The sequence below is a fragment of the Mesorhizobium sp. B2-8-1 genome, assembly GCF_006440955.1.
Lineage (GTDB): Bacteria > Pseudomonadota > Alphaproteobacteria > Rhizobiales > Rhizobiaceae > Mesorhizobium.
Genome location: NZ_VFTX01000012.1, coordinates 156,244 through 180,332 on the forward strand (window position 1 = coordinate 156,244; position 24,089 = coordinate 180,332).

24 protein-coding genes are annotated in these 24,089 nt (G+C 63.2%); 11 read left to right on the forward strand and 13 right to left on the reverse strand.

The genetic code is table 11. From position 1 onward, the window contains the following. Positions 1 to 91 precede the first annotated feature (91 nt). Positions 92 to 1,882 carry an aspartate--tRNA ligase gene (gene aspS / locus FJ428_RS26470; RefSeq protein ID WP_181167403.1) on the forward strand — a complete coding sequence of 597 codons (1,791 nt, stop codon included), beginning with the start codon at positions 92 to 94 and terminating at the stop codon, positions 1,880 to 1,882. A 123-nt stretch (positions 1,883 to 2,005) separates the two neighbouring features. Here the strand turns inward: aspS and FJ428_RS26475 are convergent, their stop codons facing one another. Continuing rightward, positions 2,006 to 3,196 (reverse strand): hypothetical protein, encoded by a 1,191-nt coding sequence (locus tag FJ428_RS26475; RefSeq protein WP_140880495.1) that lies wholly within the window; start codon positions 3,194 to 3,196, stop codon positions 2,006 to 2,008. 312 nt (positions 3,197 to 3,508) lie between these two features. On the opposite strand from FJ428_RS26475, the gene parC reads away from it, so the two are divergent. Together parC and FJ428_RS26485 are read left to right on the forward strand one after the other, a co-directional pair. Beyond that, positions 3,509 to 5,761: a DNA topoisomerase IV subunit A gene (gene parC, locus FJ428_RS26480; RefSeq protein ID WP_140557024.1), complete on the forward strand. Its 2,253-nt coding sequence runs from the start codon at positions 3,509 to 3,511 to the stop codon at positions 5,759 to 5,761. A 243-nt stretch (positions 5,762 to 6,004) separates the two neighbouring features. Further along, positions 6,005 to 7,204, forward strand: coding sequence for an AI-2E family transporter (locus FJ428_RS26485; protein ID WP_140515657.1), 1,200 nt, complete (start codon positions 6,005 to 6,007; stop codon positions 7,202 to 7,204). Here the strand turns inward: FJ428_RS26485 and FJ428_RS26490 are convergent. From FJ428_RS26490 to FJ428_RS26500, 3 genes are all read right to left on the reverse strand, one after another. Further along, complete coding sequence (locus tag FJ428_RS26490) at positions 7,192 to 8,088, reverse strand: DMT family transporter (protein ID WP_140515659.1); 897 nt, start codon at positions 8,086 to 8,088, stop codon at positions 7,192 to 7,194. The two genes, FJ428_RS26485 and FJ428_RS26490, sit on opposite strands and share 13 nt — an antisense overlap. A gap of 126 nt (positions 8,089 to 8,214) precedes the next feature. Beyond that, positions 8,215 to 8,979 carry an arginyltransferase gene (locus tag FJ428_RS26495; RefSeq protein ID WP_140494092.1) on the reverse strand — a complete coding sequence of 255 codons (765 nt, stop codon included), beginning with the start codon at positions 8,977 to 8,979 and terminating at the stop codon, positions 8,215 to 8,217. Positions 8,980 to 9,117: 138 nt separating this feature from the next. After that, positions 9,118 to 9,588, reverse strand: a complete 471-nt coding sequence (locus tag FJ428_RS26500) for an RDD family protein (RefSeq protein ID WP_140494090.1) — start codon at positions 9,586 to 9,588, stop codon at positions 9,118 to 9,120. A gap of 201 nt (positions 9,589 to 9,789) precedes the next feature. Here FJ428_RS26500 and sthA point away from each other — a divergent pair, with 201 nt between their 5' ends. Beyond that, complete coding sequence (gene sthA, locus FJ428_RS26505) at positions 9,790 to 11,178, forward strand: Si-specific NAD(P)(+) transhydrogenase (RefSeq protein ID WP_140494088.1); 1,389 nt, start codon at positions 9,790 to 9,792, stop codon at positions 11,176 to 11,178. Between the two features lie 24 nt (positions 11,179 to 11,202). Here sthA and FJ428_RS26510 read toward each other — a convergent pair whose 3' ends face one another. Next, positions 11,203 to 12,393: a TCR/Tet family MFS transporter gene (locus FJ428_RS26510; protein WP_140494086.1), complete on the reverse strand. Its 1,191-nt coding sequence runs from the start codon at positions 12,391 to 12,393 to the stop codon at positions 11,203 to 11,205. Positions 12,394 to 12,473: 80 nt separating this feature from the next. Here FJ428_RS26510 and FJ428_RS26515 point away from each other — a divergent pair, with 80 nt between their 5' ends. Then, entirely contained in the window at positions 12,474 to 13,094 is a 621-nt protein-coding gene (locus FJ428_RS26515; RefSeq protein WP_140494084.1) for a TetR/AcrR family transcriptional regulator C-terminal domain-containing protein, read from the forward strand. A gap of 24 nt (positions 13,095 to 13,118) precedes the next feature. Here FJ428_RS26515 and FJ428_RS26520 read toward each other — a convergent pair whose 3' ends face one another. After that, on the reverse strand, positions 13,119 to 13,778 hold the full coding sequence (locus FJ428_RS26520) for an alpha/beta hydrolase (protein WP_140515667.1): 660 nt from the start codon (positions 13,776 to 13,778) through the stop codon (positions 13,119 to 13,121). Positions 13,779 to 13,979: 201 nt separating this feature from the next. On the opposite strand from FJ428_RS26520, the gene FJ428_RS26525 reads away from it, so the two are divergent. Then, on the forward strand, positions 13,980 to 15,158 hold the full coding sequence (locus FJ428_RS26525; RefSeq protein ID WP_140880496.1) for an OpgC family protein: 1,179 nt from the start codon (positions 13,980 to 13,982) through the stop codon (positions 15,156 to 15,158). A gap of 15 nt (positions 15,159 to 15,173) precedes the next feature. Here the strand turns inward: FJ428_RS26525 and FJ428_RS26530 are convergent, their stop codons facing one another. Further along, the gene (locus FJ428_RS26530; protein WP_140650034.1) at positions 15,174 to 16,250 is read right to left on the reverse strand and encodes a LacI family DNA-binding transcriptional regulator; all 1,077 of its coding nucleotides are present in this window, start codon (positions 16,248 to 16,250) and stop codon (positions 15,174 to 15,176) included. 164 nt (positions 16,251 to 16,414) lie between these two features. Here FJ428_RS26530 and FJ428_RS26535 point away from each other — a divergent pair, with 164 nt between their 5' ends. Beyond that, on the forward strand, positions 16,415 to 16,558 hold the full coding sequence (locus tag FJ428_RS26535) for a hypothetical protein (protein WP_140494076.1): 144 nt from the start codon (positions 16,415 to 16,417) through the stop codon (positions 16,556 to 16,558). A gap of 73 nt (positions 16,559 to 16,631) precedes the next feature. Continuing rightward, positions 16,632 to 16,772, forward strand: coding sequence for a hypothetical protein (locus FJ428_RS30425; protein ID WP_181167406.1), 141 nt, complete (start codon positions 16,632 to 16,634; stop codon positions 16,770 to 16,772). Between the two features lie 15 nt (positions 16,773 to 16,787). Here the strand turns inward: FJ428_RS30425 and FJ428_RS26540 are convergent, their stop codons facing one another. Continuing rightward, positions 16,788 to 17,153: a DUF423 domain-containing protein gene (locus FJ428_RS26540; protein WP_140521759.1), complete on the reverse strand. Its 366-nt coding sequence runs from the start codon at positions 17,151 to 17,153 to the stop codon at positions 16,788 to 16,790. A gap of 36 nt (positions 17,154 to 17,189) precedes the next feature. Next, positions 17,190 to 18,443: a multidrug efflux MFS transporter gene (locus FJ428_RS26545; protein WP_140521761.1), complete on the reverse strand. Its 1,254-nt coding sequence runs from the start codon at positions 18,441 to 18,443 to the stop codon at positions 17,190 to 17,192. Positions 18,444 to 18,561: 118 nt separating this feature from the next. Between FJ428_RS26545 and FJ428_RS26550 the strand changes: the two genes are divergently transcribed. Further along, positions 18,562 to 19,227: a GntR family transcriptional regulator gene (locus FJ428_RS26550; protein WP_140494070.1), complete on the forward strand. Its 666-nt coding sequence runs from the start codon at positions 18,562 to 18,564 to the stop codon at positions 19,225 to 19,227. Between the two features lie 130 nt (positions 19,228 to 19,357). After that, positions 19,358 to 19,591, forward strand: a complete 234-nt coding sequence (locus FJ428_RS26555; RefSeq protein WP_246670991.1) for a DUF982 domain-containing protein — start codon at positions 19,358 to 19,360, stop codon at positions 19,589 to 19,591. Between the two features lie 29 nt (positions 19,592 to 19,620). On the opposite strand, the gene FJ428_RS26560 is transcribed toward FJ428_RS26555, so the two are convergent. Further along, complete coding sequence (locus tag FJ428_RS26560) at positions 19,621 to 19,767, reverse strand: hypothetical protein (RefSeq protein WP_140494066.1); 147 nt, start codon at positions 19,765 to 19,767, stop codon at positions 19,621 to 19,623. 80 nt (positions 19,768 to 19,847) lie between these two features. Further along, positions 19,848 to 20,891, reverse strand: a complete 1,044-nt coding sequence (locus FJ428_RS26565) for an aldo/keto reductase (protein WP_140494064.1) — start codon at positions 20,889 to 20,891, stop codon at positions 19,848 to 19,850. 239 nt (positions 20,892 to 21,130) lie between these two features. Between FJ428_RS26565 and ppk2 the strand changes: the two genes are divergently transcribed. After that, on the forward strand, positions 21,131 to 22,051 hold the full coding sequence (ppk2, locus tag FJ428_RS26570; RefSeq protein WP_140494062.1) for a polyphosphate kinase 2: 921 nt from the start codon (positions 21,131 to 21,133) through the stop codon (positions 22,049 to 22,051). Between the two features lie 90 nt (positions 22,052 to 22,141). On the opposite strand, the gene FJ428_RS26575 is transcribed toward ppk2, so the two are convergent. Then, complete coding sequence (locus FJ428_RS26575) at positions 22,142 to 22,789, reverse strand: dihydrofolate reductase family protein (protein ID WP_140521763.1); 648 nt, start codon at positions 22,787 to 22,789, stop codon at positions 22,142 to 22,144. Positions 22,790 to 23,032: 243 nt separating this feature from the next. Then, positions 23,033 to 24,064, reverse strand: a complete 1,032-nt coding sequence (hemB, locus tag FJ428_RS26580; RefSeq protein WP_140728256.1) for a porphobilinogen synthase — start codon at positions 24,062 to 24,064, stop codon at positions 23,033 to 23,035. Between the last annotated feature and the right edge of the window lie 25 nt (positions 24,065 to 24,089).

Here is a 24,089-nt window from a genome sequence, read left to right on the forward strand (position 1 = left end):
CGGGCCTCCCATGCGCTTTTCGCGCAAATTTTTCAGGCCGGGCCGCGATGCTTCGGCCGGCAACCAACATCCCGGACTTTTGCCCATGACAATGCACCGTTACCGCAGCCATACCTGTGCCCAGTTGAGAAAGAGCGACGTCGGCGCTTCCGTTCGCCTGTCGGGCTGGGTGCATCGCGTGCGCGACCATGGCGGCCTGCTGTTCATCGACCTGCGCGACCACTATGGCCTGACCCAAATCGTCGCCGATCCCGATTCGCCGGCCTTCAAGATCGCCGAAACAGTGCGCGGCGAATGGGTGATCCGCGTCGACGGCGAGGTCAAGGCGCGCCTGCCTGAAACCACCAATGCCAACCTGCCGACCGGCGAGATCGAGATTTTCGCGCGCGAGATCGAAGTGCTTTCGGCGGCCAAGGAATTGCCGCTGCCGGTCTTCGGCGAGCCGGACTATCCCGAGGACATCAGGCTGAAATACCGCTTCCTCGACCTGCGCCGCGAGACGCTGCACAGGAACATCGTGGCGCGCACGAAGATCATCGCCGAGATGCGCAAGCGCATGGGCGAGGTCGGCTTCACCGAATTCTCGACGCCGATCCTCACCGCATCGTCGCCCGAAGGCGCGCGCGACTTCCTGGTGCCGTCGCGCATTCACCCCGGCACTTTCTATGCGCTGCCGCAGGCGCCGCAGCAATACAAGCAGCTGATCATGGTCTCGGGTTTCGATCGTTATTTCCAGATCGCGCCCTGCTTCCGCGACGAGGATCCGCGCGCCGACCGCCTGCCCGGCGAATTCTACCAGCTCGACCTCGAAATGAGCTTTGTCGAGCAGGATGACGTGCTTTCCACCATGGCGCCGGTGATGACATCGGTCTTCGAGGCCTTTGCCAACGGCAAGCCCGTCACGAAGGACTGGCCGCGCATTCCCTATGATGTTGCGATGCGCAAATACGGTACCGACAAGCCGGATCTGCGCAACCCGATCGAGATGCAGGCGGTCTCCGACCATTTTCGTGATTCCGGCTTCAAGGTCTTCGCCAACATCCTGGCCAACGATCCCAAGGCCGAGGTCTGGGCCATTCCGGCCAAGACCGGGGGCAGCCGTGCCTTCTGCGACCGCATGAACAGCTGGGCGCAAGGCGAGGGGCAGCCCGGATTGGGCTACATCTTCTGGCGCAAGGAAGGCGAGAAACTCGAAGGCGCGGGTCCGCTTGCCAAGAACATCGGCGAGGAGCGCACCGAGGCGATCCGCCTTCAGCTGGGCCTTGCCGATGGCGATGCCGCCTTCTTCGTCGCCGGCGATCCCAAGAAATTCGTCTCCTTCGCGGGTGCTGCGCGCACCCGCGCCGGCGAGGAACTGAACCTGGTCGACCGCGACCGTTTCGAGCTGTGCTGGATCGTCGACTTTCCGTTCTTCGAGTGGAACGAGGACGAGAAGAAGATCGATTTCGCCCACAATCCGTTTTCGATGCCGCAGGGCGGCATCGACGCCCTCAACAACCAGGAGCCGCTCGGCATCAAGGCATTCCAGTACGACGCCGTGTGCAACGGCTTCGAGATTGCCTCGGGCGGCATCCGCAACCATTTGCCCGAAACCATGGTCAGGGCCTTCGAGATGGTCGGACTGGATCGCCAGACCGTCGAGGAGCGCTTTGGCGGCCTTTACCGTGCGTTTCAGTACGGCGCCCCGCCGCACGGCGGAGCGGCATTCGGCATCGACCGCGTCGTGATGTTGCTGGTGGGCGCCAAGAACCTGCGCGAGATCACCATGTTCCCGATGAACCAGCAGGCTTACGACCTGTTGATGAATGCGCCGTCGGAAGCCACGCCGCAGCAGCTTCGCGACTTGTCGCTGCGTGTCGCACCGATCAAGAAAGAGGCATGATGGCGCTTCGGACGGCGCTTTAAAGAAGCCTCCGAAGTGACTCGTTCGATTGAGAATCGCAGACAAAAGCCCGGCATCGCTGCCGGGCTTTTCGTATCTTGAAGCAAGTCGAGGTCGCTTCGATCAGTCTTCGTTGGCCTTGACGGTGACGCCGAGCGTCTTCGGCAGGTCGGTCGGATTGGACATGGCGCCCGCCATGATCAGTGCGAACGGCACCGACGCCGGCGGCTTAGCCGAGATCTCGAGGCTCTTCGGATCGTCGAGATATTTGCCGACCGCCGCCGTTACCTGCGCCGTCAGCTCCGGATTGTTGAGCTGCGCCATGCCGAACGGCACGATCGCCTTGGCCTGGTTGGCGATATCCTTGCCCGACATGCCTTGCTGCTTGCCGACATAGTCCAGCACCTTGCCCGTCAGAGAATCGTCGTCGAAACGGATCGAGGCGCTGTTGAAGGAAAGCTGCTGCAACAGGCCGAGCATGGCCATGCCTTGCGCCGAGTTGTCGGCCCCTTCGGGCTGCGCGGCCATCTTCTTCTGCATTTCCTGCAGCGACTTGATGAAGTCGAGCGTGTAGCCGCCGAGATCGAAGGTCATGCCGAGCGTGCCGGCATTCTCGACCGAAATGTTGTATTTCGACAGCTCCATCTTGCCGTCAGTGGGCTGCCAGGTGCCGGCCATCTCGAAATTGCCCGCAATGTTCTGGTAGCCGAGTGCGTTGATGACTTCCTTCGACTTGGGATCCTCGACCAGCGTCAGGTCGGCATTGAACTTCTCGGTGGTGCCGGTGAATTTCATCGCTTGGCCGTCGACCGGCGGCGTGATTTCGATGGCAAGCCCGTCCATCGAGAAAACGGTCTTGTCGGCGATCTTGACCCTCATGTTCGAGAGTTCGGCGGACTTGTACATCATCAGCGAGCCCAGCGGGCCGCTGGCGCCGCTGGCCGGAACCATCATGTCGTGGATGACGAGGGGGCTTAAATTGAGGGTGACGCCGTCCTTGCTATGTTCGAATGCCGAGGTCGACACGGTTGCGATATCATAGCCGCCATTGGCTTCGGTCACGCCCTCGAGTTTGACGTCGCCGATCGCAAGGGCTTCTTTTTCCGCGCCCGGTTTGATGGATACGCCCTGCAACACCATGCTGGCGTTGTCGCCGGTCACGCCGGTCCAGGAGATGTTGACGCCCTGCGCGGCAAGTGCCGCCTTCAGCCGGTCGGCGACCGCGGTGTCCTGGGCGAGCGCCGCGTTCAGCGGCAGTGTGAGCAAGAAGGTCGAAAAGGCGAATTTCCTGAGAGTCGAGCGTTTGATTGTCATCGCGAATGCCCCTGCGAGTGTCCTGAAAATTATTTTTCAATTTTTGGCGCCATCACCCTTCAGTGACGAACTGGACGGGAAAAAGGCGCATCCCGCCACAATGGTCAAAAATCGCGGCGAAAGGCAAACTCGATCCGAACATGCTGGAGACCGGGCCGCCCGGCGTCGTCGCGCTTCGCAATAGAGACGGCATGTAACGGATTGATGTTGGCTGGCGGGCTTGCCTGCGGCTTCGTGTTGCAGGGCAGGGCATGCACCCACTTCAAGGCTTGCCCTCTTGCCGCGAATCACCCGCTCGGCTAGTTCCAGCCCATGGGAAAAAGGCTTTTGCCGCCTGACAATGGTGGCGGCGATCACATCGAACCGGTCGATCTGAAGAAGGCGCTCGAAGAGCGCTATCTTGCCTATGCGCTGTCGACCATCATGCACCGGGCGCTGCCCGATGTCCGCGACGGGCTGAAGCCCGTCCATCGCCGCATCATGCACGCCATGCGCCTGCTGCGCCTCAACCCCGACCAGGGCTTCGCCAAATGCGCTCGTATCGTCGGCGAGGTGATGGGCAAGTTCCACCCGCATGGCGACCAGTCGATCTACGATGCGCTGGTGCGGCTGGCGCAGGATTTCTCGATGCGCTACCCCTTGGTCGACGGCCAGGGCAATTTCGGCAACATTGACGGCGATAACGCCGCCGCCATGCGCTACACCGAAGCGCGCATGACCGATGTGGCGACCGAGCTGCTCGCGGGCATCACCGAGGATGCCGTCGACTACCGGCCGACCTACAATGAGGAGGACGAGGAGCCGGTGGTGCTCCCGGGCGCCTTCCCCAATCTGCTGGCCAATGGCTCGTCCGGCATCGCTGTCGGCATGGCGACATCGATCCCGCCGCACAACGCGGCCGAACTTTGCGACGCCGCCCTTCACCTGATCGAGCATCGGGACGCGCCGGTGGCCAAGCTGATGGATTTCGTCCAGGGCCCGGATTTCCCGACCGGCGGCATCATCGTCGATAGCCGAGCCTCCATCCTCGAATCCTATGAAACCGGCCGTGGCGGCTTTCGCGTGCGGGCAAAATGGAGCCAGGAAGACCAGGGCAGGGGCACCTGGAGCATCGTCGTCACCGAAATCCCCTATGGCGTGCAGAAGGCGCGCCTGATCGAGAAGATCGCCGAGCTCCTGATGGCGCGCAAATTGCCGCTGCTCGAGGACATCAGGGACGAGAGCGCCGAGGACATCCGCGTCGTGCTGGTGCCCAAGAGCCGTTCCGTCGATCCCGGCATCCTGATGGAGTCGCTGTTCAAGCTCACCGAGCTTGAAAGCCGTTTCCCGCTCAACATGAACGTGCTGTCGCGCGGCAAGGTGCCTAACGTCCTGTCACTGAAAGGCGTGCTGCAGGAATGGCTCGAGCATCGTCGCGACGTGCTGATCCGCCGCTCGAAACACCGCCTCGGCGAGATCGAAAGACGGCTGGAGATCCTTGCCGGCTACCTGATCGCCTATCTCAATATCGACGAGGTGATCAAGATCATCCGTGAGGAGGATGAGCCAAAGCAGGTCATGATGGCCCGCTGGTCGCTCACCGACACCCAGGCCGAAGCCATTCTCAACATGCGCCTGCGCGCCCTGCGCAAGCTGGAAGAATTCGAGATCCGCAAGGAATTCGACGGCCTCACTGCCGAAAAGAAGCAGATCGAGGCGCTGCTTGCGTCCGAAGCCAAGCAATGGGGGACGATCAAGTGGGAGGTTGCGAGCCTGCGGGACAAATTCGGCCCCGAGACCGAGCTCGGTAAGCGCCGCACCCAGTTCGCCGATGCGCCCGAGCATGACCTGACCGACATCGCACATGCCATGATCGAGCGCGAGCCGGTCACCGTGGTGGTCTCGGAAAAGGGCTGGCTGCGTGCGATGAAGGGTCATCTGACCGATCATTCGCAGCTTGCGTTCAAGGAAGGCGACAGCCTGAAACTCGCCTTCCATGCGCAGACGACCGACAAGATCCTGGTGTTCACCACCGGCGGCAAATTTTACACCATCGGCGCCGATCGGCTGCCGGGCGGGCGCGGCCATGGCGAGCCGATCCGCATCATCGTCGACATGGACAATGACCAGGACATCGTCACCGCCTTCGTCCACGATCCGAAGCGCAAGCTGCTGCTGGTCTCGCATGACGCCAACGGTTTCATCGTGCCGGAGGAAGAGGTCGTCGCCAACACCCGCAAGGGCAAGCAGGTGATGAACGTCAAGGCGCCCGACGAAGCCAAGCGCTGCGTGCCGGTCGGCGGCGATCATCTGGCCATCGTCGGCGAGAACCGAAAGATGCTGGTGTTTCCGCTGTCCGACATTCCGGAAATGAGCCGCGGCAAGGGCGTGCGGCTGCAGAAATACAAGGATGGCGGGCTTCTCGATCTCAAGCCGTTTACGCTGGAGACCGGCCTTTCCTGGCAGGATTCGGCCGACCGCACCTTTACAAGGTCGCGCGAGGAATTGGCCGAATGGATCGGCGCCCGCGCGTCGGCTGGCCGCATGGTGCCGAAGGGTTTCCCGAGGACCGGGAAATTTGGGTAATCTCCCCCCTCGAAGGGAGATGCCGCCGAAGGCGACAGAGGGGGTCGGTTCGACTGGACGCAACCTCATCGCTTTGAACAAAGAATGCTAGCGCCTTACGCGCGGCTACCCCCTCTGGCCTGCCGGCCATCTCCCCCTCGAGGGGGGAGATCCGCAGCTTCACCATCACCTTTTGAACTATCGTCACGATTGCTGCACTATATCAGAGCATAAGCCGCGGGATGGCCGGGGAGAGACGAGCGTTTGAAGGAAGCGAAAATCCAGAAACCGGGGCAGCGCCTGTTCGGTCTGTCGACGCCGCTCAGAGCCGCCGTCATCCCACCGCTCTCGGCGGCGCGCTGGCTGCTGGTGCTGATCGTTGCCGCCGGCGTCTATTTCTTCCACGGCTTCCTGTTCCCGGTGCTGGCCGCGCTGGTCATCGCCTTCGCAAGCTGGCCGCTTTACCGGCGGCTTTTGGCCGGTGTCGGCGGCAACCGCACCATCGCCGCCACCTTCGCCATATTGTTCATCCTTGCCTTCCTGGTCATACCGATCGCGCTCGCGGGCACCTACGCCATCAACGAGGTGCGCGAATGGGTCGGCTGGGCGATCGAGACCAACCGGCACGGCGCCCCGACACCGCACTGGATCGCCACGCTGCCTATCGTAGGAGAATGGCTGAACCAGCAATGGACGACCAATCTCGGCCATCCCGGCGGCATCGGCGAACTGATCCAACTGGTCAGCGGCGCCAATATCGGCAGCATCTATCGCGGCGTCCTTGCCGCTGGCGGCAGCGCCTTCGGCCTGCTTTTGACGCTTTTGTTCATGATGATCGCGCTGTTCTTCGCCTATCGCGACGGCGAGCATTTCGCGGGCCAGGTCGATCGCCTGGGCGAGCGCATCCTGCCGACGAGGTGGGAGCGCATCTCGCGGGTCGTGCCGGCGACCATTTCCTCGACCGTGACCGGCATGACCGTCATCGCCATCGGCGAGGGATTGGTGCTCGGCATCGCCTACTGGCTGGCCGGCGTGCCGTCGCCCGTGACGCTTGGCGCGCTCACCGGGGTCATGGCGCTGATTCCCGGCGGGGCACCGCTGTCCTTCACGCTGGTTTCGATCTATCTCGCTGCCAGCGGCTCACCGGTGGCCGGCCTGGCTTTGTTCATCTGGGGGACGGTCGAACTGTTCATCGTCGACAAGACCTTGCGACCGAAGCTCGTCGGCGGGCCGATAAAACTGCCCTTCCTGCCGACCTTTTTCGGCCTGATCGGCGGCGTCAAGACGATGGGCTTTCTCGGCCTGTTCATCGGCCCGGTGCTGATGGCACTGCTGGTGGCGATCTGGCGCGAATGGCTGCGCGAGGTGGAAATGATGGACGAGATGCCTGCTTCCCCTGAACAGGAAGGCTCGCCGTCGCTGATCGAGATCGACGGCGAGGCGAAGAAGATTCAGGCCGGATGACGCACCGCAAGGGCGGCGCGGCGCCTGCGTCCGTCATGCAACTGCCACACCGAATGGACCACCAATGTGACGATCAGGATCGCGCCGCCGATCAGGCTGTTGCGTGACGGCGTTTCGGAGAAGATCAGCCATACCCACACCGGTGCCAGCACGGTCTCCAGAAGGTAGAACATCGCCACTTCCGGTCCGGAGATGTATTTGGGACCGGCCGCCAGGCAGAAGAACGAAATCGGCATGATCACGGCGCCGTTAAAGATGATCCACCAGGGCGCGCTCACATGGACGCCTTCACCTGACACCATGAAGGCCGCCAGCACGAGCGACGGAACCACCCCGACGAGCGCCGTGAAGCCCATGTCCTTGCCGCTGGCCCGCGAAATGGTGATGGCCACGGAAATGAAGAAGGCCGAACACAACGCCATGAAATTGCCGAACAGGTGTCCGGTGCCGACGGATCCGCCGACGATTACCAGCACGCCGAGGATCATGACCAGCATCGCCGCGAGCGTCACCGCCCGCGGCTTTTCGCGGAGAAACAACCAGGACAAGAGCGCGGCGAACACTGTGTTGAAGGCCAGGATGAACACCAGGTCGGCGGTCGAGGTGTAGAAGACGGCGGTGACGAAGGTGATCGAGGTCAGCCCGTAGCATATCGCGGCCGCCAGTCCCGACCAGCCTGGAATGAGCTGAGGCGCGTTTCGGCTGAGCGCCCGCCAGACAGCCCAGATGATCATTGCGGCGATGAAGGTGGCGGCCCCGCGCAAGAGCAGGATCGTCCATGCGCCGCCATCGGCGAGGCGGATCAGCGGAATGTCGAGGGTCAGCGTCAGGCCGCCAATGGCGGTTATCAGAAGGCCCTTCTGGTGGTCGCTGTGGGACGTCATTTGCAAACTTTCGTAATGAAATACAGATGGGACAGCCGATCGGCGCAATGACGCACTCTCCCGCCAAGCGGCTGAAAGACCAGCATCCCCTGCGTTGAAACAGTTAAACGTGGATCTTGGAAAAACTCAGCGTGAGACCGCTTCGTTGGTGTAGCGCTCCCAGCCCTTCGGGCCGAGATGCTCCTGCGGCATGAAGCGCATCTTATAATTCATCTTGCGCGAGCCGTTGACCCAGTATCCCAGGTAGACATGGGGCAGCCCCATCGCCCTGGCGCGAGCGATGTGATCGAGGATCATGAACGTGCCGAGAGACCGCTCCTCGAAGTCGGGATTGAAGTAGGAATACACCATCGACAGGCCGTCGGCCATCTTGTCGGTGAGCGCCACCGCGATCAGCTCGCCCTGTCCCTTGCCGGTGATGAAAGTATCGGGCCCGCGCCGGCGATATTCGATGACCTTGGTGTCGACATGGGTGTCCTCGACCATCATGGCGTAGTCCAGAACCGTCATGTCCGACATGCCGCCGCGGCGGTGGCGGGCATCGAGATAGCTGCGGAACAGCGAATATTGTTCGGTCGAGGGCTCGGCATTGTGCATGGCGCCGACGAGATCGGAATTGTGCTGCAGCACGCGCTTCATGTTGCGGCTGGCGACGAATTCCTGCGCCAGGATGCGCACGGAGACGCAGGCGCGGCAGGTTTCGCAGGCCGGCCTGTACGCGATGTTCTGGGAGCGGCGGAACCCGCCTTGGGTCAGGAGATCATTCATCTCTGACGCCTTGTCGCCGACCAGATGCGTGAACACCTTGCGCTCGAACTGGCCGTCGAGATAGGGGCACGGCGACGGCGCGGTCAGGAAGAACTGCGGCGACTGGGTCGGGTGCTGCGTCATCGAGTCTCGGAAACACTCCTTCGAATCGCTCTACCTTTGGCGCGGAAAGCGAAAAATTCAACAGGATTGTGAAGGCGTGGCCATGCGGACGCCTTCACATTTGTGCCGACGCCGCGGCGATGCTTGCGAAAATGCGCCTCAGCGGCCGGTGCGGCTGACCACCGTGCCGAGCAGCAGGTCGTGCAGCGTGCGCTTGCGATCGGAAAACAGCGTCACCAGCAGCACCAGCGGCGACAGGATGACGTTGCCGGCCCAGAACAGCACCGAATGGACCACTGCCGTGAGCCCGTCGATCGGCCTGCCGTCGAGCCGATCGAGCCGGATGCCCATCATCTTCATGCCCGTGGTCGCCTGGTCGGCGCTGCCAAGCGTGTTCCAGATGTAGAGAATCGCGACGGCCGGGACCAGGACGCCAAACAGCATCCAGCCAAGGCCGAGGGTCAAAAGTCCGAGGAAGAACACCAGGATGGCGACAGGGATGGTGAGCAGCGCGACAATGACATAGTCGATCATGACCGCCAGGACACGCCGCGTGCGTACCCCTTCATAGGCCCTCACGTCGTCGAGCCTGGTATTGATGATTTCACCGTCGAGAACGCGAGCGTTCATGTCATTTCCTCGTAACAGGGGCCTGCTTAGCCTGCGCCCCACCTGCTGGGAAAATGGTAAAGGCTGATGGCGGAATCAAGATCGAGCCTTTCCCGGTGCGCAAGGCGGGGGAAGCGGCCGGCGGGCCGGTTGAATTCGCGCCTGACATGGCGTTAGCTTGTTGCGGCGCACCAAAAGCGCCAAGGGGCAGGGACGGGCAGGATGGATTACGACATGCTGGTCATTGGCAGCGGCCCTTCCGGCCGTCGTGCCGCTGTACAATCGGCCAAACTCGGCAAATCGGTACTGGTCGTCGACAGGGGGCGGCGCCTGGGCGGCGTTTCCGTGCACACGGGCACCATTCCGTCGAAGACGCTGCGCGAAACCGTGCTCAATCTCTCGGGCTGGCGTGAGCGCGGCTTCTATGGGCGCGGCTATCGGGTTAAGCAGGACATCTCGGTCGGAGACTTGGTCGAGCGCCTGCACAAGACGCTCGACCACGAGGTCGAGGTGCTGCAGCACCAGTTCATGCGCAACACGGTCAAGAGCTCCCGCGCCGCGGTGAAATTTCTCGGGCCCAACAGGGTCAGCCTGACATCGGACAATGGCGACTACAGCGAGGTCGGCTTCGCCAATGCGCTGATCGCCGTCGGCACCAGGCCGCACCGGCCGGGCGACGTGCCGTTCGACAAGAGCCGCGTGTTCGACAGTGACGAAATGCTCGAGCTCGACCGCTTGCCGCGCACGCTGACGGTCATCGGCGCCGGGGTCATCGGCGTCGAATACGCGACGATCTTTTCGGCACTCGACGTGCCGGTGACGCTGGTCGAGCCGCGCAACACGATCCTCGATTTCGTCGACCGCGAGATCGTCGACGACTTCATCCACCAGATGCGCGACCGCGGCATGACCATCCGGCTGGGAAGCGCCGTGAAGGAGATTGCCTCCAGGCCCGACCATGCAGAGGTCACGCTGGCCGACGGGCGCACCATACGTTCCGAGATCGTGCTCTACGCCGCGGGCCGCACCGGCAATGTCGGTAGCCTCGGCCTCGATGCGGTCGGCATCGAGGCTGACTCCAGGGGACGCATCAAGGTCGATCCGCACACCTTCCAGACCAGCGTGCCCAACATTTACGCCGCCGGCGACGTGATCGGCTTTCCGAGCCTGGCCTCCACCTCGATGGAGCAGGGCCGGGTAGCCGCGTGCCATGCTTTCGGCGTGACATTGCCGCCGCCGCCGGAAACCTTTCCTTATGGCATTTACGCGGTGCCCGAGATCTCCACCGTCGGCCAATCCGAGGAACAGGTGCGCGAGAGCGGCGCCGCCTACGAGGTTGGCGTGGCCCGTTTCCGCGAGACCTCGCGGGGCCACATCATGGGCGTCAACACCGGCTTCCTGAAGCTTCTGTTCTCGATCGAGACACGCCGCTTGCTCGGCGCGCATATCGTCGGCGAGGGCGCCACCGAACTGATTCACATCGGCCAGGCGGTGATCAATCTGGGTGGCACGGTCGACTTCTTTGTCAACAATACATTCAACTATCCCACGCTGGCCGAGGCCTATAAGATCGCCGGGCTGGACGCCTGGAACAGGATGGGGCAGGGATAACCCTGTCGCCGGCCACTATTATCCTCACTCCGCCGCCTCCCGTTTGGCCGTGGGCGATCCGGTTGCGAGCAGCAGGGGCAGGCAGAGGACATAGAGCGTCGCGCCCGCGACCCACACCATGCCTGGGAAGACCATTCGAGTGCGAAAATAGAGCATGGCGATGACGAGTGGTCCGAGCACCGAGACCAGGCTCGTCATGCTGGTGAGCACACCTTGCAATCGCCCCTGGTGATCTGCCGCGACACGTGACGTCAGCAACGATTGCAGCGCCGGGGCTCCGATGCCGCCGAGACAGAAAAGCGGCAACAGCGCGAACGCCATCCAGCCTTGCCAGGCCAGCGCGATCGACACATAGGCCGTGCTGTCGGCAAGGATGGCGACCATGAGCGCTCGCCTTTCGCCCCAGCGCTCGGCGATCGGTCCGGCGACGAAACCCTGGGCTCCGGCATGGAAGAGGCCGAACAATGCCAGCGAGATGCCCACAGTGAAAAGGCTCCAGCGGAATTTGTCCTGCACGTAGAGAACCCAGACGGTGCCGCCGACTTCGCCGACAAGGCCGAGCACGGCAAAGGCGCCGAGCAGCGGCAGGAGGGCCGGAAAAGTCAGGGCCCAACGCAGCGGCGCCAGCGGGTTGAACGACAGCGGCTCGCCTGTGCCGCCGACCCGCTCCGGCTCCGGCAGCAGAAGGAAGGCCAGCACCAGATTGATGCCGGTGAACCCTGTCGCCGCCAGGAACGGCGCGCGCAGCCAGACATCGCCGAGCAGGCCGCCGAGCGCCGGACCGGCGATGAACCCGACGCCAAAAGCGGCGCTCAGATGGCCGAAGGCGCGGGCGCGCCGCTCTTCGCTGCTGATGTCGACCATATAGGCGGAGGCCACCGCCATGCTGGCGCCCGTTAGGCCGGCGATCAGTCGGCCGACGAACAGCAGCGGCAGCGACGGCGCGAAGGTCATGAACAGATAATCCAGCATCGACCCGGCAAGCGACAGAAGCAGCACCGGCCGGCGGCCGTAGCGGTCGGACAACGCGCCGAGCAGGGGCGAAAACAGCACCTGCATTGCGGCATAGGCGGCGAGGAACGCGCCGAAAATCCAGCCAATGTCCTCGACATGGCCAACCTCGCGCAACAGCCCCGGCAGCACCGGCATGATCAGCCCGATGCCGGCCGCGTCCAGCGCCATTGCCGTCAGCACGACGAGATAGGCCCTTTTCATCGAGATGCTTCTTTCCTAAAGTTTATCGGTGATAAGGTAGCGTTTATCACCGATAAATTGGCTGGGCAAGCGAGGTGCATATGAAGCTGGACAAGGCGCTGATCGTGGCGCAGGCGCTCGAGCTGTTGAACGACGTCGGCATCGATGCGCTCTCGACCCGGCTGCTGGCGCAGCGGCTCAAGGTCCAGCAGCCGGCACTCTACTGGCATTTCAGGAACAAGCGCGCCCTGCTCGACGCAATGAACGAGGAGATCCTGCGGCGCGGCCATGGACATCAGGTACCGCTGCCGGGCGAGAGCTGGCAGGAATTCGTACGCAACAACGCCCGCAGCTTCCGCGGCGCCTTGATGGCCTATCGCGACGGTGCGCGCGTCCATGCCGGTACCGAGGCCGATCCGGGCGATCTCGAACATGTCGAACGGTTGCTCACTTTTCTGCGCGAGGCCGGCATGCCTTCCGTCATGGCCATGCGGTTGCTGATGATCGTCGGGCGCTACACGGTGGGCTGCGTCCTCGAGGAACAGGCAGAATATCCGGCCGGCCCGGGTCGAGGTGCAGCGCTCGATGCCAAGGCAAGCGGTTACCCGCTGCTCAGCCAGGCCCTGGCCGATTATCGTGCGGGCGGTCACGAGGCGCTGTTCGAAAGCGGCCTCGACTTGCTGATTGCCGGGGCGCAGGCCGGCATCGCTGAAGGAGGCTGAGCGCGGCGATCCGCGTCTTGCCCGTCAGGCGGCAGGAGCGGGCGGGGCAAGCCATTGCCGCACGATCGCGGCATCGGGGTCGCCGATTTCATGGCCCGAAGCGACGATACGCGCGTCGACCTCGGCGCCGCGCTGGCTGAGCAGCGTTACCAGGGCCGGCGCGAAGGGTCCGTAGGTCAGGTCGGCGGCGCCGGCGACAATCAGCGCCTTGATGCCGGTCAGATCGGTTGCCGGCGTCTCGTCCAGCACCGGCATCGGCCGCAGCAGTGCCGCCCGTCCGACAAGGCCGGGATGGAGCAGCATCAGGCTGGAAACCAGATTGGCGCCGTTGGAATAGCCGAGGAAAGCCGCGCGCTTCGGATCGATTCGGTGCCGCTTCATGGCCTCGGCCATGAAGCGTGCGAAAGCGGCCGTCTCGCGGCGGATGCTGGCCTGCTCGAAGCTGGTCGGCGTGATCCGCTCGAACCAGCGGAAGCCGTCGTCCTGGACGATGCGGCCACGCACGGCGACCAGGCAGGCATGCGGTGCGATCTGCCTCGCCAGCGGCACCAGGGTCGTCTCGTCGACACCTGATCCATGCAGCAGGAACAGGCATTCGTCGCTGGCCCCGCCGGATCCGAAGAAGCGATAGGGAAAGGCCAGATCCAGCCGCGGCAGGCTGTTTTCGACGCTTGTATCGCTCATGCCGTATCCTTTTGATTACATTTCGTTTCACTCAATTTGCCGGCTTCAAAACGCAATATTTTCATGCTCCGCGAAAGTTGATTGAACCGGGCGCATTTCAGTCCGTTTCTGCGCCGATATACTCCATCGCGGAGGAATCGAAGCGGTGCGCCGGGGGTCGCATTGCTGGGCATGAACAACCAGCTTTGAGGCCTTTTGTCGATGACCACCCCAGTTCCAACCGAGCGCGATACGCGCATCGATGTGCTGCGTGCGCTCGCGCTGCTGACGATCTTCGTCGACCATGTGCCGGGCACGGCTTTTGAGACCCTGACCTACAAGAATTTCGGCTTTTCGGATGCGGCCGAGGCTTTCGTGCTGATATCGGGCATTTCGGTCGCGCTTGCCTATGGCACGAAGTTCCGCCCGGGAGGCCGGCTGCTCGCGACGCTGAAAATGTGGCGGCGGGCAGGCGTGCTCTATATCGCCCATATCGTCACCACGATGGCGGTGATGGCATTGTTCTGTGCCGCGGCGGTGTTCGGCCGGCGGCCGGAACTGCTGAAGCTGATCAACATCGAACCGCTGATGAAGGACACGCCCGAGGTGCTGGTCGGCATCGTCACGCTCGGCCACCAACTCGGCTACAACAACATCCTGCCGGTCTACGCGGTGCTGCTTTTGCTGGCGCCGGCCTTCTTGCTGTTCATCAGCTACAGGCCGCTTGCAGCGCTGACAGTGTCCGGCTTGCTATGGCTTGTTGCCGGCATCTGGCAGATCGCCCCGCCGAACTATCCCGAGCCCGGCCTCTGGTTCCTCAACCCGCTGTCTTGGCAATTCCTGTTCAATATCGGCCTTGCCGCCATGCTGCATGTCAGGCGCGGCGGCGTCATTCCAGCCAACCGCTGGCTGATCGGTGCCGCCGCGGCCTATGTGCTGGCCGCGTTGGCATGGGTGCATAGTCCGCTTTGGGGCCAGGTGACCTGGTTCGACCTGCCGGTGGTGCTGACCGGCTTCGACAAGACATTCCTGTCGCTCCCGCGGCTGCTGCACATCCTGGCGGTCAGCTATCTGGTGGTGGCACTGCCTGTGGTCTCGAACCTGTTCCGCACCGGACCCGACCATCCGCTGGCGATACTCGGCAAGCGCTCGCTGCCGGTGTTCATCGCCGGCACGCTGATCGCCATGGTCGCCCAGGTGATGAAGCTGATCAATCCCGGCGGCCTCGCCTATGACAGCCTGCTGCTCGCCGCCGGCATCGCCATGCAGTTCGCGCTCGCTTTCTACCTCGAATGGTTGTCGACCATCGGGGGTTCGGGGAAAGCCAGGACGACGCAAAAGGACGCCAAGCCCGTCCAGGCGTCGTTCGGTATCTCGGCCGTGGCTAGAGCCAACCGCTGAGGTCGGCGAGCCGGTTCAGCGGCGCGGTGGAGCCGAGGAGGCGCGCACGATCAGTTCGACCGGCAGCAATTGCCGACTGACCTTGCCGTCGTTTTCCAGGATCGCCTTGACCGCAAGCCGGCCCATCTCGGCGATCGGCTGTGCGACGGTGGTCAGTGGCGGCTCGGATAGCGCTGCTTCGGGAACGCCGTCGAAACCGATGACCGAAACATCATCGGGGACATTCAGCCCGCGCGCGCTCAGCCATTCAAGCGTTGCCAAGGCCATCCTGTCCGACATCGCCAGGATGGCCGTGGGTGGTTCGCCGGAAGCAAAGATCGTTTCCAGCCCCGCCTTTGTGGTGGCGGCATCGTTGGCGGTTTCGTAGACGGGCACTTTGGATGTATCGATGCCAACCCGCGAAAGCTCCCGGAAGTAGCCGGTGAGGCGATCGCGTGTCCCCGCATAGGCCGCGGCGCGAAGCTCCTCGGGCGAAATGATGCCTGTCCTGCCGTCGGCGAAAGGCAGCGCCAGCACGGCAAAGCGGCGATGCCCGAGTTCCGTCAGATGGCGCGCCGCCAGGCTGGCGCCGGCGATGTTGTCGACGCCGATCGCCGCGACGGACCCGTCTTCCGAATCCAGATCCAGCGCCACGAACGGCAGTTTGCGCTCACGCGCCAATTCGACAAGGCGCGAGCCGCCTTCGATACAGAAGACGATGAAGCCGTCGACAAGGGCGCTCTGGATATTCCAGGCAAGCTGTTCGGTGTTGGCCGCCGAGACCAATGAGATCCCGGCCCCGGTCGCATCGCAGGCCTGCGAGATACCCGCCATCATCACGCGCGCGAAGGGATCCTCGAAGAAATAGGAGAGGGGCTCCGCGGTGGCCACGCCAATGGCGTTGACCTTGCCGGCCCGCAGCAGGCGGCCCTTGGGGTCGGGGCCGGCATAGCCCATCGCCTCGGCTGTCGCGCGAACGCGTTCGCGGACCTCTTCGCGCACGATCTCGGGGCGGCTGAAAACATTGGAGGCAGTGCCATGCGAAACACCGGCGGCCTTGGCGATGTCGGCCAGCCGGACGGGTCGTCGATTGCCTGCGGTGAGTGACGCCATTTGCGCGTGCCTCCTGACATGCATTTAGCACGTTCCCGATTTGCATCTAGCATTTTCGTTGGATCGATTCAAATTTTGCTTGACCGGCGGCTTCCATAGGCCTATCTTTGAATCGATCCAACTAAGATCTGCCTGCTGGATTAAACCTAGATGGGAGGTGCGCCATGCATCCTGTTAACTATCTGTTCGAAGACATCTACCGCAACGACTGGAGCATCGGGTCGGCCGCCAACAAGTCCAAGCGCCGCGGCGGAACAAGCCCGTGGATTCGCGATCTGCGCTTCCTGGTGGCGCGCAAGCGGAGCTGACTGGCGTGAATTTTTTGCGTCGGCCTATTGGATCGATTCAATTCAAATCAAGAGGAGAAGAGCCATGCATCCCATGAAGCATCTGTTCGACGACATTTATCGCAATTATTGGGGTATCGGCACGGCCGCGGAGCGGCCAGAGGCGCCGCGCCGCGCGACGCTCTCGGCGCGCAACCGCGATCTTTGGATCCGACTTGAACGTCGCCGGGATTGAAACCGGCCGCGCATCTCAGGGTCGCCGACGCACCACGGCGGAGACAGCTATGGTCAGCCAGCCTGCGATGAGCAGGGTGCCTCCGATCGGCGCCGACATCGGAAACAGCCTCGATCCGAGAAAATCGCGGGCGAGAAGATCGCCCGTGAAAAGCACGAGCCCGACGAGCAGCACCAGGCTGGCTAACCGCAGCGGGCGATTCGCGTCGAGGAGACCGACGGCGAGAAACACCGGTGCGTGCATCAGCAGGAACGATGCCGCCGTACCGGTGAAGGCGCCGCCGAGATGTGCGGCGGCCGCCGACAGCGCCACGCCGGCCGCGCCCACGATGCCGGCGGCGAGCACAAGCAGACGGCTGCCGGTCGTTTCGGTCAGGTTCATGTCGACGCTCCTTCGGTTGATCGGCTGGGCAGTTCGTCAGGGCTTGCCCGCTTCCATCAACATATTCCGCGTCCGCCGCGCCTGGACAATCCAGTTGTAGACCGCGCCGAGCGCCATCAGCACCGACGTGCCGAGAAACACCGCCCGCATGCCGAAATGGCCGCCGACGAAACCGCCGGCAAGCGGTCCGGCGACCTGGCCGACATATTGGGCCGAGATCGAAAGACCGAGCACGTTGCCGCCGACGCCGTCGGGAATGTTGTGGCGGATGACGCTGGTGATGCAAGGCAGCAAACCGCCGAGCGCCAGGCCCATCAGGAAGCGCAGCCCGATCAGTTGCCAGCCGTCGGTGACGAAGGCCTGCGGAATGAGCAGCAGCGCCGACACGGCCAGCGCGCCGACGACGACGTTCCAGTGACCGACGCGGTCGGCGAGCCTGCCAAGCCATGACGCCGACAGGATTGCGCCAAGGGCGGCCGCCGACATCACCACGCCGGCAACGAGCGTCACCCGGCTCTGGTCCTCGATCAGCTGCTGCACATAGACGGTGATGATCGGCTCGATCGACATGGTGGCGAAGGCCAGCAGCATGCCGGTCGTCAGCATGGCCACGACCGGACGCTTGTCGGCAATTTGCGACCAGCCGCTCTTCGGCTTTGCCGCCGTCGCGGCTTTGCTTGCTTGCGGGCGCTGGTTCTCCTTGATCAGGAATGTCGTCGCCAGAAAGGCAAGGAAGATGACGCCGCCGGACAACAGAAAGGTCGCGCGGATGCCGATTACCGGCGGCAGCGCGCCGCCGAGCAAGGGGCCGACCAGCGAACCTGCCGTGATGCCAGCGGACAAGACACCGAGCGCCCAGCCGGAGCGGTCCTTCGGCGTCTGCATGGCCACCAATATGGTCGAGCCGGAGGAATAGCCGCCGGCAAAGCCGATCAGCAGGCGCAGCAGCACCAATTGCCAGACCGTCTCGACCATTCCGGTCAGCGACATGCAGATCGCCATGCCGAAGGAGGCGCGCACCAGCATCAGCTTGCGGCCGTAGCGGTCGCCGAGCCGTCCCCATAACGGCGCAACGAGCGCCGCCGCGAAGAAGGTCGCCCCATAGGCGATGCCCGACCATTGCACGATCGCCGCATGGCCCTCGACGCCCAGTTGCTCGACATAGAGCGGCAGGAACGGCAAGAGCAGGGTCATGGCGATGAGCGTGCTGAACGAACCCGCGAAGCAGACGGCGAGATTGCGCCGCCAGTGGATATTGTAGCCGCCCTGTTCCGTATCGTTCTGCGTCATGCCGTGCCTGCGTGTGTCAGGGATTGTTGTGGATACCATTTTGGGATACCAAGTCGGTATCCGTCATGGACCCACAGCCCGACCGCTGTCAATGCGGGCACGTGAAAAGGCAACAACGATGTCGCAGATGCACAACGTCGAACGGCAGCTCCGCGAGATGATCCTTGGACTTGAGATCGGCCCGGGTGAGAAACTCACCGAGCGCTGGATCGAAAGCCGCTTCGGCGCCTCGCGCACGCCGGTCAGGGCTGCGCTGCTGCGGCTCGAAACCGAAGGGCTGGTCGGCAGGGACGGGCGCGGCTGGACGGTCTCGCCCATCAACCTGGCCGAACTCGAGCAGATCGCGGTCTACCGCGAAGCGGTCGAGGTCGCGGCCTTGCGGCTGACATGCGGGCTTGCCGACAGAAGTGCCGTCGATGTCATCGAGGCTATGCTCGTCTCCTGCGACGACGACACTCCGCGCGAGGAATGGCATCGCGTCGGCATGGATTTCCACATCGAGCTGGCGCGACTGTCCGGCAATGAATTCCTGTTTCGGGCCGTCCGCGACGCGATGACCAGGCTTTCGCGCGCCCGTTGGCTGGAGGTACGCGATGGAGCGGCCCTTGGCCGCGCCTGGGCCGAACATCATGCCATCCTGGCCGCCGTGCGGAGCGGCGATGCACAGGAAGCCGCGCGCTTGCTCTCGCAGCATATCGTGGGCAGTCGCGACCGTCTGTTGACGTCGCTGGCCAATGATCGCCGCGGCCTTCGCGCCAGGGGATTTGCCGTCGTGGCGGCATAATGCGGCCTGCAGGGCAGGCCACTCGCCGCCGAAAAAAGGACCACCGGCCCCGAGCCCCACTTTCGGCCTCGCTTCGCGGACGCCGATGGCGTAGGACCGGGCGATGGAAAACAACCGATTTGAAGTACCCGTGACCGTCAAATCAGTCACGGCGGGAAGTACACAGCTCTTACGCTCGGCCCGCGAGGCTTCCGACTATCTCATGAACAGCTGGCCCGGCAAGCGCACCCCCAAGCATCGCGCGGCGCTGCAGGCCTGCCACGATGCGCTGGCCGGCGACAAGCCGGCCATGAACGCAAGGCGCGCCTTTATCGCGGCGGCGCGTGAAGTGGACGTCTTCGTCAGCGACAAGGCGCCGGCCTGATCCAGGCCGGATTGCCGCCGCGCGCGCCGTCATTCCTCTGTTTCAATCTCGGCGTCAGTCTCGGGTTTCTGACGCTCCCGCGCCGCAGCCTTGGCCGCCAGCTTTTCGGCCTTCTTGGCCGCCTTCTGGCGATCGCGTTCTTTGCGTTCCTGATCGTAATTTGGTGCTCGTGCCATAGCGGCTCCTTTTTTGCTGTTCTTGTGGGCTGACTACGCGTCGTTCGCCTTCCGACGTCTCGGAGCCGGCACCAGGGTTCCTATAAGCTGCTTCGGTCGATCACAAGGTCGGCGGCGCCGAAACGCTCCTTTGCCGTCAGCTGCTGATGCCAATAGGGATAGAGCAGGGGCGGGCGGCTGACCGCGTCGAGGCGATCACGTTCCTCGCCGGCCAGCGTCAGGCTGGCCGCCGCGATATTGTCCCTGAACTGGGCCTCGTTGCGCCCGCCGATCACAAGCGAGCTGATAGCCGGCCGGCCAAGCAGCCAGGCAAGCGCCACCTGTGCGGCGGACACACCGCGGGCCTTACCGATTTCGACCAGCACATCGACGATCCGCCACAGCCGGTCCTCGTCGCGGATTGGCGGTTCGGACCAGCCGGCGACCTGGCGCGCGGTCGGGTTGTCACGGTGATACTTGCCCGACAGCAGGCCTCCCGCCAGTGGGCTCCACACCAGCACGCCCAATCCCTGGTCGACCGAGATCGGCAGCAGCTCGTATTCGGCTTCGCGTGCTTCGAGCGTGTAGTGGATCTGCTGGGTGACGAAGCGCGGCTGATGGCGGGTGTCACTGATGGAGAGCGCCTTCATCACCTGCCAGCCGGAATAGTTGGAGCAGCCGATATAGCGGATCTTCCCCTGGCCGACCAGCGTGTCGAGCGCGGCGATGGTCTCTTCGAGTGGCGTCACGCCGTCCCATTCGTGCAGGAAATAGATATCGATGACGTCGGTCTTGAGCCGCTTAAGGCTTTTCTCGCATTCGCGGATCAAATGATGGCGCGACAGGCCTTCGTCATTGGGGCCGTCGCCGATGCGCATGCGCGCCTTGGAGGCGATCAGCACGTCGTTCCTGCGCTTGCCGCCGAGTGCCTCGCCGATGATCTCCTCCGACAGGCCGTCCGAATAGACATTGGCCGTGTCGATGAGATTGATGCCGGCATCAATGCACAGATCGATCATGCGCTTCGCCTCGGCGAGATCGCTGTTGCCCACAGCCGCGAACGGGCCGGCGCCGCCAAAGGTCATGGTGCCCATCGTCAGCGCCGAAACCTTCAGGCCGGAACGGCCGAGAGTGCGGTATTCCATGTCAGTCCTCGCGATTGAGAAGAATGGCCCGATCAGGTTGCTGGATTTGTAGGACAATCCGTGCGGCTTGTCGCCCTCCGGCCCCAGCACACCGATGAGCGGCCGTGGCGTGCCCCTGCAATAAAACCGTCATTGCCGGCCTATACTCAGTCGATCAGGGCGTTGCGCGCCGCCGTCAGGACGCGACCAGTGCGCCCGGTCGTTGCCGGAGGCGGCAGCTTGCAGATGGAGGAACACCGATGAATGAATCCATACCCAAGTCCGGCGCCCGGGACTGGCTGGAAGCCGAACTCGCCGACACGCTCGACGAGGACTATGAACTGGAGATGTCGGAACCGGCGCTGTCGCTGGAGATCGCCAGGATCTACAAGAACGCGCATCCGCCTTCTATCGACCGCATGCAGTATTTTCGCGACCTGATCGGGCTGCAATCCGAGCTGATCAAGCTGCAATCCTGGGTCGCCTACCACAAGAAGAAGCTTGTGGTGATCTTCGAAGGCCGCGATTCGGCTGGCAAGGGCGGCGTCATCAAGCGCATCACCCAGCGGCTCAACCCGCGGATCTGCCGCGTCGTGGCGCTTCCGGCACCGACCGAGCGAGAGACGTCGCAATGGTATTTCCAGCGTTATGTGCCGCACCTGCCGGCCGGCGGCGAGATCGTTCTGTTCGACCGCTCCTGGTACAACCGTTCCGGCGTCGAGCGGGTGATGGGTTTCGCTGGGCCCGATCAGGTGGAGGAATTCTTCCGTGACGTGCCGGAGTTCGAGCGCATGCTGGTCCGTTCGGGCATCACGCTGGTCAAATACTGGTTCTCGATCACCGACGAGGAACAACAGATGCGCTTCCTGATGCGCATCCACGATCCGATGAAGCAGTGGAAGCTGTCGCCGATGGACCTGCAGTCGCGGGTGCGCTGGGAACAGTACACCAAGGCCAAGGAAGAGACCTTCGCCCGTACCAACATTCCGGAGGCGCCCTGGTTCATCGTCGAGGGCAACGACAAGAAGCGCGCCCGGCTGAACTGCATCGACCACCTCTTGCAGCAGGTTCCCTATGAAGAGGTGCCGCACGAGGAGATCACGCTGCCCGAGCGGGTCTTCAATCCCGAATACGAGCGCCAGGTGCTGCCGCGCGAGCTCTACGTGCCCGAGAAGTATTGAACGAGAGTTTGTCCTTCTCCCCGTATAGTGACGGGGAGAAAGGATCTGCACCAAGGGTTGCCAATTCCCACTGTCGCAGACAACTAGTTCCTAAGTCCGCTTGATGACGACATGCGTGGCAAGCGGCGTCGCTACTTGTTCGCTGCACGCGTAGCCGAGCTTCGGCATATCAATCCCGGCGAAGAGGTGCTCGCCGGAGCCGAGCAGCACCGGCGAGATCGCCAGATGCATCTCGTCGATGAGCCTCTCCTGGAGGTACTGCCGGATGGTGGCGACGCCGCCGCCGACCCGCACATCGCTGCCATTGGCCGCTGCCCTTGCCTGCTCGAGCGCCGAATGGATGCCATCCGTAATGAAGTAAAAGGTCGTGCCGCCCTCCATGACGATCGGCTCGCGCGCATGGTGGGTCAGCACGAAGACCGGCACATGATAGGGCGGGTTGTCGCCCCACCAGCCCTTCCAGTTTTCGTCAGGCCATTCGCCGCGGATCGGCCCGAACATGTTGCGGCCGAGGATCCAGGCGCCGACATTCTCGAAGCTGCGCGCCGCGAACGCCTCGTTGATATCGGTTGTGCCGCCATCGTCTCCGAGCACCATCTTGCGGAAGGTGCGGGTACCGATCATCCATTTGTGCAGGGCTTCCCCACCGACGCCGAGCGGGTTTTTCAAATCCTGGTCGGGACCGGCGCCGTAACCGTCGAGCGACAAGGTGAATGCGTTGACGCGAAGTCTGGACATGGAAAGCCTCCTCAGACCAGTTGTATTTTGCAAGCAGTTACTTTCTAGCAAACCGATTGCAAATTGCAAGTAGTATTTTCCGCGATCGAAAAGATGCATATCCGTACTTCGCCTATGCGATGTCCAGAGTGTTGCCTGATGGTTGGTGCGGATGCCAAAATGGCGGTTGCCGAGACAGCCGCTATACCGGCTCATTTGCCGGTGGGTCCATGAAGAGCATATGGTTTGAAGGCGCTGGGGAAACTATGCTCTCAGCATCTCCGCCACCTCAGGGGCGAAATAGGTCAAAATGCCGTCGCAGCCGGCGCGTTTGAAGGCAAGAAGCGATTCCAGCATGACCTTTTCGCCGTCGATCCAGCCATTGGCGCCCGCCGCCTTGATCATCGAATATTCGCCCGACACCTGGTAGGCGAAGGTCGGCATCGCAAATTCGTCCTTCAGCCTGCGGATGATATCGAGATAGGGCAGGCCGGGCTTGACCATCAGCATGTCGGCGCCTTCGGCCAGGTCCTGCTCGGCCTCGCGCACCGCTTCGTCTGAATTGGCGTGGTCGATGTAATAGGTCTTCTTGTCGCCCTTGAGCAGGCCGGCCGTGCCGACCGCCTCGCGGTACGGCCCGTAGAAGGCGGAGGCGAATTTCGTTGCATATGACATGATCGCCACGTCCTGGAAACCGTTTGCGTCGAGCGCGTCGCGGATGGCGCCGATGCGGCCGTCCATCATGTCGGACGGCGCGATGATGTCGGCGCCGGCCGCTGCTTGTATGACGGCCGCCGCGGTTACCTGTTCCACCGTCTCGTCATTGACGATGAGGCCGTCGCGCAGGATGCCGTCATGACCATGGCTGGTGAACGGGTCGAGCGCGGCGTCGGTGATGACGCCGATCTCAGGCACCGCGTCCTTGATCGCGCGCGTGGCGCGGTTGATGACGTTGTCGGGGTCGAGGATATGCGAGCCGGTCTGGTCGCGCAGCGAAATGTCCACATTGGGAAAGGTGGCGAGCGCGGGGATGCCGAGCTTCGCCGCGCGTTCGGCCTCCTTGACGGCAAGATCGATCGACAGGCGGAAGACGCCCGGCATGGCGGCGATCGGCTCGCGCACTTGTCTGCCGTCGACGACGAAGATCGGCCAGATCAGGTCGTCGACGGAAAGCCTGTTCTCCTGCACCAGGCGCCGCGACCAGTCGGCCTTGCGCATGCGTCGCAAGCGGCGGCTGCCGGTGATGTCGTCGACGCTGCGCGCGCCGGCAGGTTTTGCGGGGGTGAATCTGTTCATCGCCAAAACTCTCGTTTGGCCGGCT

Coding starts and splice junctions, on each gene's coding strand:
- aspS (WP_181167403.1), top strand. CDS start 92: ATGCACCGTTACCGCAGCCATACCTGTGCCCAGTTGAGAAAGAGCGAC.
- FJ428_RS26475 (WP_140880495.1), bottom strand. CDS start 3,196: ATGACAATCAAACGCTCGACTCTCAGGAAATTCGCCTTTTCGACCTTC.
- parC (WP_140557024.1), top strand. CDS start 3,509: ATGGGAAAAAGGCTTTTGCCGCCTGACAATGGTGGCGGCGATCACATC.
- FJ428_RS26490 (WP_140515659.1), bottom strand. CDS start 8,088: ATGACGTCCCACAGCGACCACCAGAAGGGCCTTCTGATAACCGCCATT.
- FJ428_RS26495 (WP_140494092.1), bottom strand. CDS start 8,979: ATGACGCAGCACCCGACCCAGTCGCCGCAGTTCTTCCTGACCGCGCCG.
- FJ428_RS26500 (WP_140494090.1), bottom strand. CDS start 9,588: ATGAACGCTCGCGTTCTCGACGGTGAAATCATCAATACCAGGCTCGAC.
- sthA (WP_140494088.1), top strand. CDS start 9,790: ATGGATTACGACATGCTGGTCATTGGCAGCGGCCCTTCCGGCCGTCGT.
- FJ428_RS26510 (WP_140494086.1), bottom strand. CDS start 12,393: ATGAAAAGGGCCTATCTCGTCGTGCTGACGGCAATGGCGCTGGACGCG.
- FJ428_RS26515 (WP_140494084.1), top strand. CDS start 12,474: ATGAAGCTGGACAAGGCGCTGATCGTGGCGCAGGCGCTCGAGCTGTTG.
- FJ428_RS26520 (WP_140515667.1), bottom strand. CDS start 13,778: ATGAGCGATACAAGCGTCGAAAACAGCCTGCCGCGGCTGGATCTGGCC.
- FJ428_RS26525 (WP_140880496.1), top strand. CDS start 13,980: ATGACCACCCCAGTTCCAACCGAGCGCGATACGCGCATCGATGTGCTG.
- FJ428_RS26530 (WP_140650034.1), bottom strand. CDS start 16,250: ATGGCGTCACTCACCGCAGGCAATCGACGACCCGTCCGGCTGGCCGAC.
- FJ428_RS26535 (WP_140494076.1), top strand. CDS start 16,415: ATGCATCCTGTTAACTATCTGTTCGAAGACATCTACCGCAACGACTGG.
- FJ428_RS30425 (WP_181167406.1), top strand. CDS start 16,632: ATGAAGCATCTGTTCGACGACATTTATCGCAATTATTGGGGTATCGGC.
- FJ428_RS26540 (WP_140521759.1), bottom strand. CDS start 17,153: ATGAACCTGACCGAAACGACCGGCAGCCGTCTGCTTGTGCTCGCCGCC.
- FJ428_RS26545 (WP_140521761.1), bottom strand. CDS start 18,443: ATGACGCAGAACGATACGGAACAGGGCGGCTACAATATCCACTGGCGG.
- FJ428_RS26550 (WP_140494070.1), top strand. CDS start 18,562: ATGTCGCAGATGCACAACGTCGAACGGCAGCTCCGCGAGATGATCCTT.
- FJ428_RS26560 (WP_140494066.1), bottom strand. CDS start 19,767: ATGGCACGAGCACCAAATTACGATCAGGAACGCAAAGAACGCGATCGC.
- FJ428_RS26565 (WP_140494064.1), bottom strand. CDS start 20,891: ATGGAATACCGCACTCTCGGCCGTTCCGGCCTGAAGGTTTCGGCGCTG.
- ppk2 (WP_140494062.1), top strand. CDS start 21,131: ATGAATGAATCCATACCCAAGTCCGGCGCCCGGGACTGGCTGGAAGCC.
- FJ428_RS26575 (WP_140521763.1), bottom strand. CDS start 22,789: ATGTCCAGACTTCGCGTCAACGCATTCACCTTGTCGCTCGACGGTTAC.
- hemB (WP_140728256.1), bottom strand. CDS start 24,064: ATGAACAGATTCACCCCCGCAAAACCTGCCGGCGCGCGCAGCGTCGAC.